Annotated in this window: 16 protein-coding genes; 8 read left to right on the forward strand and 8 right to left on the reverse strand. The window is 39.1% G+C overall.

The features are described 5' to 3' along the window. Nucleotides 1-24: 24 nt before the first annotated feature. The 5 genes from gspM to A9J31_RS02395 form a co-directional block, all read right to left on the reverse strand. On the reverse strand, nt 25-495 hold the full coding sequence (gene gspM, locus A9J31_RS02375) for a type II secretion system protein GspM (RefSeq protein WP_067762201.1): 471 nt from the start codon (nt 493-495) through the stop codon (nt 25-27). A gap of 8 nt (nt 496-503) precedes the next feature. Then, entirely contained in the window at nt 504-1,643 is a 1,140-nt protein-coding gene (gspL, locus tag A9J31_RS02380; protein WP_067762203.1) for a type II secretion system protein GspL, read from the reverse strand. Nucleotides 1,644-1,672: 29 nt separating this feature from the next. Beyond that, nucleotides 1,673-2,128 carry a SixA phosphatase family protein gene (locus tag A9J31_RS02385; RefSeq protein WP_067762205.1) on the reverse strand — a complete coding sequence of 152 codons (456 nt, stop codon included), beginning with the start codon at nt 2,126-2,128 and terminating at the stop codon, nt 1,673-1,675. A gap of 78 nt (nt 2,129-2,206) precedes the next feature. Continuing rightward, on the reverse strand, nt 2,207-3,280 hold the full coding sequence (locus A9J31_RS02390) for an NAD(P)H-dependent glycerol-3-phosphate dehydrogenase (RefSeq protein WP_067762207.1): 1,074 nt from the start codon (nt 3,278-3,280) through the stop codon (nt 2,207-2,209). A gap of 35 nt (nt 3,281-3,315) precedes the next feature. Beyond that, a complete protein-coding gene (locus A9J31_RS02395; protein ID WP_067762276.1) occupies nt 3,316-3,891 on the reverse strand; it encodes a nitroreductase family protein in 576 nt (191 codons plus the stop codon). A 228-nt stretch (nt 3,892-4,119) separates the two neighbouring features. Here A9J31_RS02395 and A9J31_RS02400 point away from each other — a divergent pair, with 228 nt between their 5' ends. Continuing rightward, on the forward strand, nt 4,120-4,500 hold the full coding sequence (locus tag A9J31_RS02400; RefSeq protein WP_067762278.1) for a hypothetical protein: 381 nt from the start codon (nt 4,120-4,122) through the stop codon (nt 4,498-4,500). Nucleotides 4,501-4,588: 88 nt separating this feature from the next. Here A9J31_RS02400 and rhlB read toward each other — a convergent pair whose 3' ends face one another. Further along, nucleotides 4,589-5,740 carry an ATP-dependent RNA helicase RhlB gene (gene rhlB / locus A9J31_RS02405; RefSeq protein WP_067762209.1) on the reverse strand — a complete coding sequence of 384 codons (1,152 nt, stop codon included), beginning with the start codon at nt 5,738-5,740 and terminating at the stop codon, nt 4,589-4,591. A gap of 99 nt (nt 5,741-5,839) precedes the next feature. Then, nucleotides 5,840-6,052 (reverse strand): cold-shock protein, encoded by a 213-nt coding sequence (locus A9J31_RS02410; RefSeq protein ID WP_005014923.1) that lies wholly within the window; start codon nt 6,050-6,052, stop codon nt 5,840-5,842. 414 nt (nt 6,053-6,466) lie between these two features. On the opposite strand from A9J31_RS02410, the gene A9J31_RS02415 reads away from it, so the two are divergent. The 6 genes from A9J31_RS02415 to A9J31_RS02440 all read left to right on the forward strand — a co-directional run bounded on the left by A9J31_RS02415 (nt 6,467) and on the right by A9J31_RS02440 (nt 10,004). After that, complete coding sequence (locus tag A9J31_RS02415; RefSeq protein ID WP_067762280.1) at nt 6,467-6,661, forward strand: sulfurtransferase TusA family protein; 195 nt, start codon at nt 6,467-6,469, stop codon at nt 6,659-6,661. A gap of 143 nt (nt 6,662-6,804) precedes the next feature. Beyond that, entirely contained in the window at nt 6,805-7,674 is an 870-nt protein-coding gene (gene rpoH, locus A9J31_RS02420) for an RNA polymerase sigma factor RpoH (RefSeq protein WP_067762211.1), read from the forward strand. A gap of 150 nt (nt 7,675-7,824) precedes the next feature. Further along, nucleotides 7,825-8,190: a DUF423 domain-containing protein gene (locus tag A9J31_RS02425; RefSeq protein ID WP_067762213.1), complete on the forward strand. Its 366-nt coding sequence runs from the start codon at nt 7,825-7,827 to the stop codon at nt 8,188-8,190. Nucleotides 8,191-8,266: 76 nt separating this feature from the next. Then, nucleotides 8,267-8,464: a sulfur carrier protein ThiS gene (gene thiS, locus A9J31_RS02430; RefSeq protein WP_067762216.1), complete on the forward strand. Its 198-nt coding sequence runs from the start codon at nt 8,267-8,269 to the stop codon at nt 8,462-8,464. Between the two features lie 12 nt (nt 8,465-8,476). Further along, a complete protein-coding gene (locus A9J31_RS02435) occupies nt 8,477-9,262 on the forward strand; it encodes a thiazole synthase (protein WP_067762218.1) in 786 nt (261 codons plus the stop codon). Nucleotides 9,263-9,317: 55 nt separating this feature from the next. Next, a complete protein-coding gene (locus A9J31_RS02440) occupies nt 9,318-10,004 on the forward strand; it encodes a hypothetical protein (RefSeq protein WP_067762220.1) in 687 nt (228 codons plus the stop codon). A gap of 64 nt (nt 10,005-10,068) precedes the next feature. Here the strand turns inward: A9J31_RS02440 and A9J31_RS02445 are convergent, their stop codons facing one another. Then, complete coding sequence (locus A9J31_RS02445; protein WP_067762222.1) at nt 10,069-10,680, reverse strand: glutathione binding-like protein; 612 nt, start codon at nt 10,678-10,680, stop codon at nt 10,069-10,071. Nucleotides 10,681-10,895: 215 nt separating this feature from the next. Here A9J31_RS02445 and A9J31_RS02450 point away from each other — a divergent pair, with 215 nt between their 5' ends. After that, a complete protein-coding gene (locus A9J31_RS02450) occupies nt 10,896-12,338 on the forward strand; it encodes a SulP family inorganic anion transporter (RefSeq protein ID WP_067762224.1) in 1,443 nt (480 codons plus the stop codon). The last annotated feature ends 5 nt before the right edge of the window (nt 12,339-12,343 follow it).

Here is a 12,343-nt window from a genome sequence, read left to right on the forward strand (position 1 = left end):
TTAGCAGATCTTTATTTTTACCGATTATTGTACAGTCGCTGTTAATTTAATCTGTCCAGCTTCAGAACTAAATTCCATCTTTTCAACACTTAAGCCCATTTGAACCAATTGTGTAAGAAAATTTGCCAATACTGCATAATTTTCATGCATCACCGCAATTTGAATCTGATCACCCATTTGTTGTGATGCAACAGACAAACCTTGCTGCTGAGAAACGCGCTGTACTTTTTCCGATGCGCTTAGTTGACCATCCCCTGCTGGCTTCATGGTCACTGCATTACTTTGCATCCATACCACAGTGTCTTTTAAATCATTGACTCTTTTTTGCTGAAAGTTGGCGGCTTTATTCATATAAAATAAAGCAGCACCAATGGCAGCCACCAAAACAAATATTGTGGTAAAGATGACCATCACACGCTCACGCATGCTTAAACGATCTAAATAATCCGTCATGCGTTCAATTTGCAGGTCTATGCGCTGCTGAAACTGTTCCATTTTTGTCCTTATTGTACTTTCACCAATCCGATTACACCGTTAGTACTCGGCTGAATATTGCCTAATTCGACTTTAAAACCTTGCTGTTTAAGTTGATTACTTAAATTTTGCAGGACTTCCGATGAATTGGCTTTCAATTCCATATTCATTATTGAAGCCTCATAACTCACACGACTGGCCACAACCTGATTTTGCATTAAAACGGGGCCAACTCGGCTCAATACCGCTAAAGCCTGAGCATTACCCGTTTGGCTTTGACGTAATTGGGCTTCAAATTGGCTTTTTAAAGTTTGTTCAGTTACAGGATATGATTGACCAAACCAATATTTAAATTGGTCCAAAGCTTGATTTGCCGTAACATTAGCTACTTTTTTATACTGATACCAACGTAAAGCATCATAGCTAAATTGTGTAATTATCGCAGCAACCAATACAGCTGCACATGCTTTCCAATAACCAGACACACCACTATTGGACTTAGCTTTGGGCAATACATTCCAAGGATGTTGTTTCGGCTTTTTTAAAACCGGCAATTCATAATGAAAAGATTCGAGTTGATCATGTGTGATACTTGCTTCTAAACAATGAGTTTGATCTGCCGTCAAATTAGAAATTTTATATTTCGGTTGTATACTTTGATAATCGAGATACAACGCCAAATCATCAATCGACTGCCCCACATACTCCGATTCACGAACCAGCAAATGGCCACCCACATTAGCCAAAGTATGCTGTCCAAGTTCTGGTACTGGCAACACCAAAAAATCTGGTAATAAAGAAACAACCTTAACAGGTATCAGCGTCAAAGCATGTTGCATGGTTTCAACAGCAGAATTTGCAATACCCATTACCGTTAACTGATCTGGGTTTTGAAAGTGATGCAAAATTTTCATCGCGTCCAAAGGCAGGATGACAAATTCTTCTAAAAGATACTTAACCCCTTCTGGCCCCAGCTTTTTATATTGTGCTTTTGGAAAATTTTGCTGAATCAGTTGCACATCACGACTTGGAAAGAATACAACAGCTTCCTTTCCAGCGTGTGGCTGAATTTCTCGAATAAGTTGTTCAAGGGTGGATGACTGTTTCCAAAAATCACCCTCAGACCATTGCCAAACCCCATTGGCTTCTGGCATCCATAAATACAACATTGATTATTTTCTGCCGTTTTAATTGGTTTTTATATAGATGGTATAAACGATTTAATTTGTGTTGATAAACCTGGCGCAATAACTGCCTGATCATAAATTCGGGCTTCAGCAAGGGAATACGGATTAAAGAATTCCGATACCAATAATGATGCAATATGCGCAACAACGTTCATGTGACACACCACAACAATAGACTCATACGGTAAATGAGACAACCACTCCACCGCAATTTTTGCATCATCTTCTGGTTTAATGGCATTACACACCACCACAGGAACGTTTGGGAAATACTTTTGCAAGTACGAAAGCGTTTGCTGTGCTCTAAGTAAAGGACTCACCACAAAAACCTCCGGATGAATCAAATCTTTCAAGTACTGTGCTGTTTGCTCTGCTTGTGCAATACCACGTTCTGTTAATGGGCGTTTGATATCATTTCCCATGATAGGTGGCGCAGCTTCGCCATGTCTTACTAAAGTGAGTTGCATAAAATGTCCCTATTCTATCCAGCATATTATATATAGCATGTATGACAAAGCTATGATTATTCACAAAACTTCGAGCGTTTAAACCTGCTGATGCGGCAGTACAAATTCCACATCACTACGATGCCCATTTTTCATAAGTGAAAGTGCGATATTTATTGCAGGTGCACCTTCAAAAATAACTTCATATAAAGCACTCGTAATTGGCATATATACATCAAGCTCTTCAGAACGTGCTCGCACTTGAACAATCGTATTAATACCTTCCGCTGTTTGTCCTAACTCAGTGGTTGCCTGCTCTAATGATTTACCACTTCCTAACGCAAAACCAACTTGATAGTTTCGACTCAATGGGCTACTACAGGTTGCAAATAAATCACCAACCCCCGACAAACCGAGGAAGGTTAATGGATTAGCTCCTAACTTAACGGCAAAGCGACTCATTTCAGCTAAAGCACGGGTTAGAATCATACTTTTAGTGTTCTCACCGACACCATATGCCGCAGCCAAACCCATCGCGACCGCATAAATATTCTTTAAAGCACCACCAAGTTCTACACCATGCACATCATCACTGGCAAAAACACGGAATAATGCACTGTGTAAAGCTTGCTGAACTGCATAACGCACTAGCTCTGATTGGCTGGCAATTACAGTCCCTGCAGGTTGTCCAGCCACGATTTCTTTCGCTAGGTTTGGCCCTGACAGCACACCGTAGGGAACTTCTGGTAATTCTTCACGAATAATATCGCTCATAAAACTAAAAGTATTGGCTTCAATACCTTTGGTTAACGACACCACAGCTTGCGAGGTTATAAAGGGTTTAATTTGTTGCAACACACTACGAAAAGAATGGCTCGGAATAGCCACTAAAATAATATCGCGATTACATACAGCCTGCTCTAAATCAGAAACAGCCACCAAACCTGCTTCAAGTTGAAAATCAGGTAAATAACGCTTATTAATATGAGTTGCATTAATATCAGCTGCAACTGCTTCATCACGAATCCAAATCATGGTATCGCAACCATTACGTACAGCAGTATTTGCCATTGCCGTACCAAAGCTCCCTCCACCCAAAACCGTCACACGTAGTGCTGTTTTTTGATCAACTGATACAGGGCTCACTAGGCTTGCGAAATCAAGTTCTGACATTTTAGTTTTATCCTAATTACGTATTTCTATCTATTTCATTTATGCCAATGGCTGACAAAATCCGCTGAATTTATTTCTGCACGTGCAGGAATTGCTTTCACTGCTGTACCTATATAAATAATGCCTGAAATTAAATCATTTTCAGTAAGACCTAAGGCTTGCTTAAAAAGTTTAGATTCAACGACAGCACCACTACGCCACATTGTTGAAAAACCTTGTACTTGTAGCGAAAGAAGGAAGTTTTGTACAGCTGCACCAGAACTTAAAATTTGTTCAAAATGCGGTACTTTGGGATGATCTTGTAATTTTGTAAGTGCTAAAACAAGTAAAGGTGCACGAAATGGATGGTGTTTTACACGTTCTAATTGTGCTTCTTCTGTTTGCCCAGTATCCGCTAAAGCCTGTGATAAAAGCTCACCAAATGATTCACGTTCAGTTTCAGGAATAACAACAAAACGTGTTGGCTTTAAACGGTGATGGTCAGGCGCAGTAAGCGCCGCTTGAAATGCTTGTTCCAATTGTTCAGCATTCGGCGCAGGCTCAATTAAATGACCAATTGACTGACGCTGATGAATATTTTGATGAACTGAATCAACTGCTGATTTTAGAATTGACATCTATCTACTGTACTTAAAAACTTTTGCTCAAGATTAGCATATTCTCAAGCACTTACTCTAGAATGTTTCTACTGTTGACTCACAGATCTCTTTGCTAGAAGCCTCATTCACAGATTCACTATAAAAAAACTGCATAATCTGTACAGCACATCCCTGTTGTATAAGCATTTTTATGATCAAATGATTTAAATTATTTCTGTTACGGGGTATACCATGAAAGTAATGAAAAAAACTTATGCTGTAGTTACTGCACTTTCAGCTGCAATATTAATGACAGCATGTACAAGCACACCAACTAAAACACTTGCCGTACAAAAACCAAATAATCAATACGAAGTAACAGCCGTAGGAAAAACCAGTATTGCTGCTAAAAATAACGCAATTGCTGCGGCTAATAGTACTTGTGGTAAAAATGCTTCACCTATCGTTGTTGACGAAAAACAAGAATACAACGGCGTATTAAAAGGTGTCGTCGATGAAAAAACTGGACAAATGATTCAAGCGGCTGCTGGCGTACTTGGTACCATTACTGGTAACAGCGGTAGCATCAGTAAAGATGACGACTATCAAACTGTTTTAACTTTTACTTGTCAGGCGAAGTAATACTAAACTATGGTGACGGTAAATATGACTCATCCATAAAAAAGCCACTCAATTGAGTGGCTTTTTTTAACTGGCATTCTGCTTTTAATTAGCAATAACCTTCCAAGCGGGTTAAAGGTAATTTTTGACCAATGGCTTTTTCAATTTCTGGCAAAGAGAACGCATCATCTTCTGACAAAAAGCTAATACTCACACCGCGAGTACCTGCACGACCGGTACGACCAATACGATGTACATAATCATCTGACTGTTCAGGTAATGTGAAGTTCACCACGTGTGAAACGCCATCCACATGAATACCACGCCCAGCAACGTCAGTCGCAATCATAATATTATGTTGACCATTTTTAAATTGATCCAACATTTTTAGGCGTTTGTCTTGCGCGATTTCACCAGACAACATCACCACTTTATAACCATCTCTTTTAAGATGATCATACAACTTACGTACTTGATCACGTCGATTGGCAAAGATCATTACTTTTTCAATCGGCTCTACACGTAAAATTTCTTCTAACAATTTATATTTGTCAGATTTTGCCACCATGTAGACACGTTGTTCTACGTCGGCATTGGTTTTTTTCTCAGGTTCAATTTCAACAGTCACTGGTTCAAACAACCATTGCTGTGCCAAATTTAAAACGTCATAACTAAATGTTGCAGAGAACATCAAAGTTTGTCGTTGTTCTTTACGTGGTGAAAAGCGCACGATACGTTTTACAGATGGGATAAAGCCCATATCTAATAAACGGTCAGCTTCATCAATCACTAAAAATTCTATTTGATCTAGCCAAACTTCTTTTTGTTCAACAAAATCAATCAAGCGACCCGGTGTCGCCACCATAATGTCGACAAAATTACGATTTAAAAGATTTTTTTGCTTATCAAAATCTACCCCACCGAGCAAAGTCATGACATTCAAATCAGTGTATTTCACTAATTCTTTTGCATCACTTTCAATTTGCAAAGCAAGTTCGCGCGTTGGTGCAAGAATCAATGCACGCGGTTCACCACGATAACGCTGTTCTTTAATTGGATTATTCAACAAGTCATTGATCACACTGACCAAGAAAGCCGCAGTCTTCCCAGTACCAGTTTGAGCACGACCAATAGCGTCATGTCCAGCCAATGTAAATTTTAAAACCTTTTGCTGAATAGGCGTCATATCCTTAAAACCTAAAGCATCAATGGCTTTTTTAAGGTTCGGATGTAAATTTAAGGTTTCAAAACCTGATGACATATAGATGTGCCCTAATTGAATAATCACAAAATTGCTGAAGCATTATAAACAAAAAACGCCCCAATTTACATTGGAGCGTTTTTGAGTACATTCAGACGATTAGTCTAAAGGTTGTACTTCTTCAGCTTGGAAGCCTTTTTGACCTTTAACAACGCTGAATTCTACGCGTTGGCCGTCACGAAGTGAACGGTGGCCTTCGCCCATAATTGCGCGGAAATGAACGAATACGTCGTCGCCGCCGTTACGTTGAATAAAGCCAAAGCCTTTAGTGTCGTTGAACCATTTAACAACGCCTTGTTCACGAGCTGTCATAAGTTAATCCTTATCGTATTTAAAAAAGAAGGACCACCCGGTGTTGCAAACAGCAGACCAAACAAGGTTAAAAAATATTTTTATTTCTAAGCTTGTAATCATTCTGTAAAACTATCAACAAAATCCCGGTTACATCCAAATATATCAAGAAAAACGCGGCTTCACAGCCCTCATAAATCTTAATAACGCAACGAGCTTAACATGGGTTAAACGCAAATAATAGGTTTTTTTGCGCTAAATTCCTTATCAATAAGCTTATTTTTTCACATACTTTTCAACAATGAATGGCTAAGACTTTTCGCCTTTTTATAGTTGGGATTTGGCACTGTATTTGCTAATATTTCATTTCATATGTAAATGCGATGAAGTTCAGCTGTGAATGATGGTAAAAAGACAGTGCTCACTGTTGATGCAATGGGTAAACCCTGCCCAATGCCTTTATTGATGTTAAAAAAAGCATTAAAGAATAGTTCTGGACATTCTTTGCTTTTGAAGTCATCTGACCCACATAGTCAACAAGATGTATCACGATACTGTCAAATTCATCAGTTAGACTTTCAATTGAGTAAAATTTCAGAGTCTGAATTTCATTACTTAATTGAATCTTAAAAAGTTTCGTATAAACTTAATTGCTTCACATTTGCATAAAACTTTACATTTCTATACCCAATTTTCCATTATTTAGCGAAATATTGGATTAAGATAAATCTTAATTATTGGGCATAGCCTTTATTATTTCTCAAGGAGAAGATATGAGTGACAGCAGCAATCAATTGATGCCCCTGTCATTATCGGCACCCGGGGTGAATCTCGGTGCTTATATTAGTACTGTTAACCAAATTCCTATTTTAACGGCCGAACAAGAAAAAGAGCTGGCCGAACGTTATTACTACGACCAAGATTTAGATGCTGCCAAAATGTTGGTAATGTCGCACTTGCGTTTTGTTGTACATATTGCGCGTAGCTATGCAGGCTATGGCCTGCCACAAGGCGACCTGATTCAAGAAGGTAACTTGGGCTTAATGAAAGCAGTAAAACGCTTTGACCCTACTATGGGTGTTCGCCTTGTTTCTTTTGCAGTGCATTGGATTAAGGCAGAGATTCACGAATATGTGATTCGTAACTGGCGTATTGTTAAAATTGCAACTACCAAAGCGCAGCGAAAATTATTCTTTAATTTACGTAGCTTAAAAAAATCGTCTAAAAAGCTCACCATGGCTGAAGCTGAGTCAATCGCCAATGACTTAAATGTGACTGCAGCACAAGTGCTCGAAATGGAAGGTCGTTTAACAGCATACGATGCAGCCTTCGAAGCACAAGGTGATGACGATGACGAAGGTTCAACGCATGTTGCCCCAGCGCTATATTTAGAAGATAACCGCTACGACCCTGCTCGCTTGGCTGAAGAAGAAGATTACGAAGAACAAAGTAGCACTGCTTTGCATGATGCGATGGATCAACTCGATGATCGTTCTCGTAATATTTTGCAGCGTCGTTGGCTAGATGATGAAAAATCAACGCTACATGAACTTGCAGCTGAATATAATGTCTCTGCAGAACGTATTCGTCAGTTAGAAAAAAATGCGATGGAGAAAATCAAAGTCGCAATGTCATCAAATTAATGACTGAATTCGGTCTAATATCCATGAAAAAAGAGCATCTAAATGCTCTTTTTTTTTGGTTTAAATCAAAATAAAGATTGGGTCGTTTTACTTAAATTACGTTCAAAAATATGCTATGGTTGTGCGCAAAATTTGTTAGGGTGAATGCACATGTGGATGGCAATCTCCGCACTCAATTTAGCTTTTGCAGTCATGCTTGGTGCTTTTGGCGCACATGGATTAAAAGCACGTGCCAGTGAAGCTCAACTTGCTTGGTGGCAAACCGCAACCGACTATTTTTTCTATCACGCCCTCGGTTTACTTGCACTTGCAATTATTGCGAAAGTGATTCCGCAAATTCCGATCAAAGCCAGCTTCCTTCTTATCCAAATTGGTATTTTGTTTTTCTGTGGCTCACTATATATCATGGCGCTTGGCTTACCGCGTGGTTTAGGTGCAATCACCCCAATTGGCGGTGCACTGATGATTGCAGGTTGGGTCATCCTCGCATGGAATGCGTTTAAATTTGCAAGATAAACGAATAAAGAGTACTGAAGCGAACAAAACAGACTCAATCTTCAAATTTGCCTAGAACGAATGGAAATCAGCACAAATGCAAATATTTTTAAACGGCGAAGCAACTCAAACTGACTGTATAAACCTGTTGCAATTGATTCAACAATTGCAACTAGAGGGTAAACGTTTCGCTGTCGAAAAAAATGAAATGATCATCTCAAAAAGCAAATTGGAACAAACACTAATTGCTGAGCAAGATCATATTGAAATTATTCATGCCGTTGGCGGCGGCTAAAATGGAGCTCCCATGGAAGACACACCTTTAATTATAGGTTCACGAACTTTTAACTCACGTTTATTGGTCGGTACCGGTAAATATAAAGACCTAAATGAAACAGATTTAGCGATTCAAGCCAGCGGCGCGGAGATTGTTACCGTTGCAATTCGACGTGTGAACATTGGTCAACATGCGGATCAGCCTAACTTGCTTTCTGTGATTCCGCCTGAAAAGTACACCATTTTACCCAATACAGCGGGTTGCTTTGATGCCAATAGCGCAGTACGCACCTGCATGATGGCACGTGAATTATTGGATGGTCACAACTTGGTCAAATTAGAAGTATTGGGTGATGAAAAAACCCTCTACCCGAATATTACCGAAACGTTGAAAGCAGCACGTACTTTAATAGATGATGGTTTCGAGATAATGGTGTATACCTCTGATGATCCAATCGTGGCACAAGAGCTTGAAAGTATGGGCTGTGTTGCGATTATGCCTTTAGGTAGTTTAATTGGTTCTGGTCTTGGTATTCTCAACCCACACACCATTTCAATTATTAAAGAAAACGCTAAAGTGCCAGTATTGGTTGATGCTGGTGTTGGTACAGCAAGCGATGCAGCTATAGCAATGGAATTGGGCTGCGACGGTGTATTAATGAATACAGCGATTGCGGCTGCACAAAATCCAATATTGATGGCTTCAGCTATGAAAAAAGCCGTTGAAGCTGGTCGTGAAGCGTTCCTTGCTGGTCGTATGCCACGTAAACGTATGGCCAATGCGAGCTCACCTGAAACAGGATACTTCTTTAAATAAGCCCTGATTCACGCTATAAAGAGGACTCAAACGAGTCCTTTTTTTGACGATAATAATGAAAATTCCCAAACTCATTTACACCTTTCCCCTTTTGGTACTTCCATGTTACCTACATGCCCAAATTCCAGCCCAGGCCAGATTACTCGCGCCAAAAGGTTGGGACATCTTAATGGCAGCAACTGGTGACTTAAATAAAGATCAGCTGCAAGATATAGCAATGATTGTTGAGAAGCAGAAAGTTGATATCGTTACAAAAGATGAAGGTGGCGAGGTCATTCATGACAATCCGCGAAAATTTTTAGTATTCTTTAAAACTGCTCAGGGTTACCAACGAGTTGCAGAAAACAATAGTATTCCTGTTGCTGAACAAGCCAACTCATGTTTGCTCGACCCACTGGCTGAAGCGGATAAGCTTAAAATTTCTAAAGGAATTTTAAAGGTACATTTCAGCTACTTTATGGCCTGTGGTGGCTGGGAATGGCCACGTCACAGCTATACCTTTAGATGGCAAAATAAGCGCTTTGAATTGATTGGATTTGATTACAGCAGTTTTCATCGCGCTTCAGGAGAAGAAACGTCTAAGAGCTATAATTTTCTAACCCATAAACGCAAGGAAATACTGGGTGGCAACACCTTTGAAGAAAGTAAAACCCAAATTAAATGGACGAGCTTTAAAACGCCCCAAACATTGACCTTAAATAATATTAACTTTGATGACTTTTATACACAGTTTGAATACTAAAACTTTTATAGATCAGCAAAAAACGCCTCACAATGAGGCGTTTTTATAAATAACTAAAGATATTTTAAGGAATCAAGCCTTCATCTCGCATTGCAATTTGTACCGATTGACGCTCAGCAACTTTATTACGAATCGCAATAATATTTTTATACGGTGTTAAATCGTGCTCAATGCCATTTGACCAATTTGTAAGTACAAAAAGGTAGGCATCTGCCGGACCAAAGTTATCATCAACCAAATAATCATTATCTGACTCGCCAATCGCTTTATCGATATAACTCAATAAACGGTCAATTTCAGCATAGGCTTTTTCTTTTGCTACAGCATCTAATGGCGCACCAAAGAATACTGCATAGGCATCATGCAATTCAGAATTCAGATAACCTAACCACTCCAATACTTTTGCACGACCTAAGCCTGATGGTGGAATTAAGTCTTGTTTAGGATCATGTTGTGCCAAGAACGGTAGAATCGCTACGTTTTCAGTCAGTATCAAACCTGGATTAATTTCTAAAGCTGGAACATATCCTTTTGGATTAATCTCGTAATAATCTAATCCTTTTTCTGTTTTATGGGTTATAAGGTCAACACGAACCAAATCAAAATCTACGTTAATTTCATTTAAAATTATATGGGCAGCCAATGAACATGCACCTGGCGAATAATAAAGCTTCATATCTGATCCTTGTTATAAACTATTAACTGTTTTAAATCGCTTCTGACAAACTTTCAAGTGATCAAACCTGTAAATTGCAAAAAAGCGTAAATGCTGAAACACATATACTCATTGACTATTGTCCATATCTATAGAATTTTCAAGTCAAACTGTTATGCATTTTTTTATTCAGTTGTTTTAACATAGCCCTGTTTAAAGTTTGATGAAAATATACAGTGCTGCAACTCAAAAAAGATCAATGGTTTTCTAATATTCGTAGCGATGTACTGGCCGGTTTAGTGGTTGGTTTAGCACTCATTCCAGAATCAATAGCGTTTTCAGCGATTGCAGGTGTTGATCCACAAGTCGGACTATATGCATCTTTTTGTATTGCTGTCAGTATCGCATTTTTTGGTGGTCGCCCTGCCATGATTTCAGCGGCGACAGGCGCAATGGCACTGCTGATGATTACCTTAGTCAAAGAACATGGCTTACAATATTTATTAGCAGCGACTGTGCTTACAGGGATCATCCAAATTATTGCTGGCTATTTTAAAGTTGCAAAGTTAATGCGCTTTGTCTCTCAGGCAGTGGTCTACGGTTTCTTAAATGCACTGGCGATTTTAATCTTTGTTGCTCAAATACCTGAAATTTCCAAAATGGATAGTACGGGTTATCTATTCATGCTGCTTGGCTTAGCTGTGATTTACTTATTTCCCTATATTCCTAAACTTGGTAAAGCAATTCCATCCCCTCTCGTTTGTATTATTGTTTTAAGTTGCTTGGCGCTATTTTTAGGTTCAGATATGCGCACCGTCAGTGATTTAGGGCAGTTACCTGATACCTTACCTATTTTCTTAATTCCGAATATTCCATTCAATATAGAAACACTGACGATTATTTTCCCGTATTCCATGACGTTAGCGACTGTCGGTTTACTTGAAACCATGATGACCACAACGGTGATTAATGAAATCACCCATACTGAAGCAGATCGCCATCAAGAATGCCGTGGCCAAGGGATGGCAAATATTGTTAGCGGATTTATGGGCGGTATGGCCGGTTGTGCCATGATTGGTCAATCTATTATTAATGTAACTTCTGGTGCGCGTACACGCCTATCGACCTTAATCGCAGGTGTTTTCCTACTCTGTTTGGTTGTCTTCCTAAAAGATTGGCTGGCTTATGTGCCAATGGCAGCTTTGGTCGCAATTATGATTATGGTTTCATTGACGACGTTCCAATGGGGGTCAGTCAAGCAATTTAGCAAACACCCAATCTCTTTTAACATTGTGATGATTGCTGTAGTTATTGTCGTTTTGCTGACACATAACTTAGCACTTGGCGTATTTGTTGGCGTTTTACTTTCAGCGCTATTTATCATTAATCAATTAGAAAGCTCAGTAAAAGTCACTTCAACTTTACATAATCATCAACGTCGCTACCAAGTCAGTGGTCAAATTTTCTTTAGTAGTTCAGATCGTTTTTACCAATTTTTTAACTTTAATGAGCACATTCAATCGGTGGAAATTGACTTGTCAAATGCACACATTTGGGATATTACCTCGGTAAATATGCTAAATAGTGTGGTGGAGAAATTTGAAGCAAAAGGCATCAAAACGCAGTTACTTGGTCTCAATGAAGCCAGCGCAACCTTAATTGATCGAATCAATAATTAAGCCTA

The organism is Acinetobacter gandensis (genome assembly GCF_001678755.1).
GTDB lineage: Bacteria > Pseudomonadota > Gammaproteobacteria > Pseudomonadales > Moraxellaceae > Acinetobacter > Acinetobacter gandensis.

Excerpts from the sequence above, each read along its gene's own strand:
- rpoH (WP_067762211.1), top strand. The coding sequence starts at position 6,805 with ATGAGTGACAGCAGCAATCAATTGATGCCCCTGTCATTATCGGCACCC.
- A9J31_RS02410 (WP_005014923.1), bottom strand. The coding sequence starts at position 6,052 with ATGACAGCTCGTGAACAAGGCGTTGTTAAATGGTTCAACGACACTAAA.
- rhlB (WP_067762209.1), bottom strand. The coding sequence starts at position 5,740 with ATGTCATCAGGTTTTGAAACCTTAAATTTACATCCGAACCTTAAAAAA.
- A9J31_RS02385 (WP_067762205.1), bottom strand. The coding sequence starts at position 2,128 with ATGCAACTCACTTTAGTAAGACATGGCGAAGCTGCGCCACCTATCATG.
- A9J31_RS02400 (WP_067762278.1), top strand. The coding sequence starts at position 4,120 with ATGAAAAAAACTTATGCTGTAGTTACTGCACTTTCAGCTGCAATATTA.
- A9J31_RS02445 (WP_067762222.1), bottom strand. The coding sequence starts at position 10,680 with ATGAAGCTTTATTATTCGCCAGGTGCATGTTCATTGGCTGCCCATATA.
- A9J31_RS02415 (WP_067762280.1), top strand. The coding sequence starts at position 6,467 with ATGGGTAAACCCTGCCCAATGCCTTTATTGATGTTAAAAAAAGCATTA.
- gspL (WP_067762203.1), bottom strand. The coding sequence starts at position 1,643 with ATGTTGTATTTATGGATGCCAGAAGCCAATGGGGTTTGGCAATGGTCT.
- thiS (WP_067762216.1), top strand. The coding sequence starts at position 8,267 with ATGCAAATATTTTTAAACGGCGAAGCAACTCAAACTGACTGTATAAAC.
- A9J31_RS02435 (WP_067762218.1), top strand. The coding sequence starts at position 8,477 with ATGGAAGACACACCTTTAATTATAGGTTCACGAACTTTTAACTCACGT.
- gspM (WP_067762201.1), bottom strand. The coding sequence starts at position 495 with ATGGAACAGTTTCAGCAGCGCATAGACCTGCAAATTGAACGCATGACG.
- A9J31_RS02390 (WP_067762207.1), bottom strand. The coding sequence starts at position 3,280 with ATGTCAGAACTTGATTTCGCAAGCCTAGTGAGCCCTGTATCAGTTGAT.
- A9J31_RS02440 (WP_067762220.1), top strand. The coding sequence starts at position 9,318 with ATGAAAATTCCCAAACTCATTTACACCTTTCCCCTTTTGGTACTTCCA.
- A9J31_RS02425 (WP_067762213.1), top strand. The coding sequence starts at position 7,825 with ATGTGGATGGCAATCTCCGCACTCAATTTAGCTTTTGCAGTCATGCTT.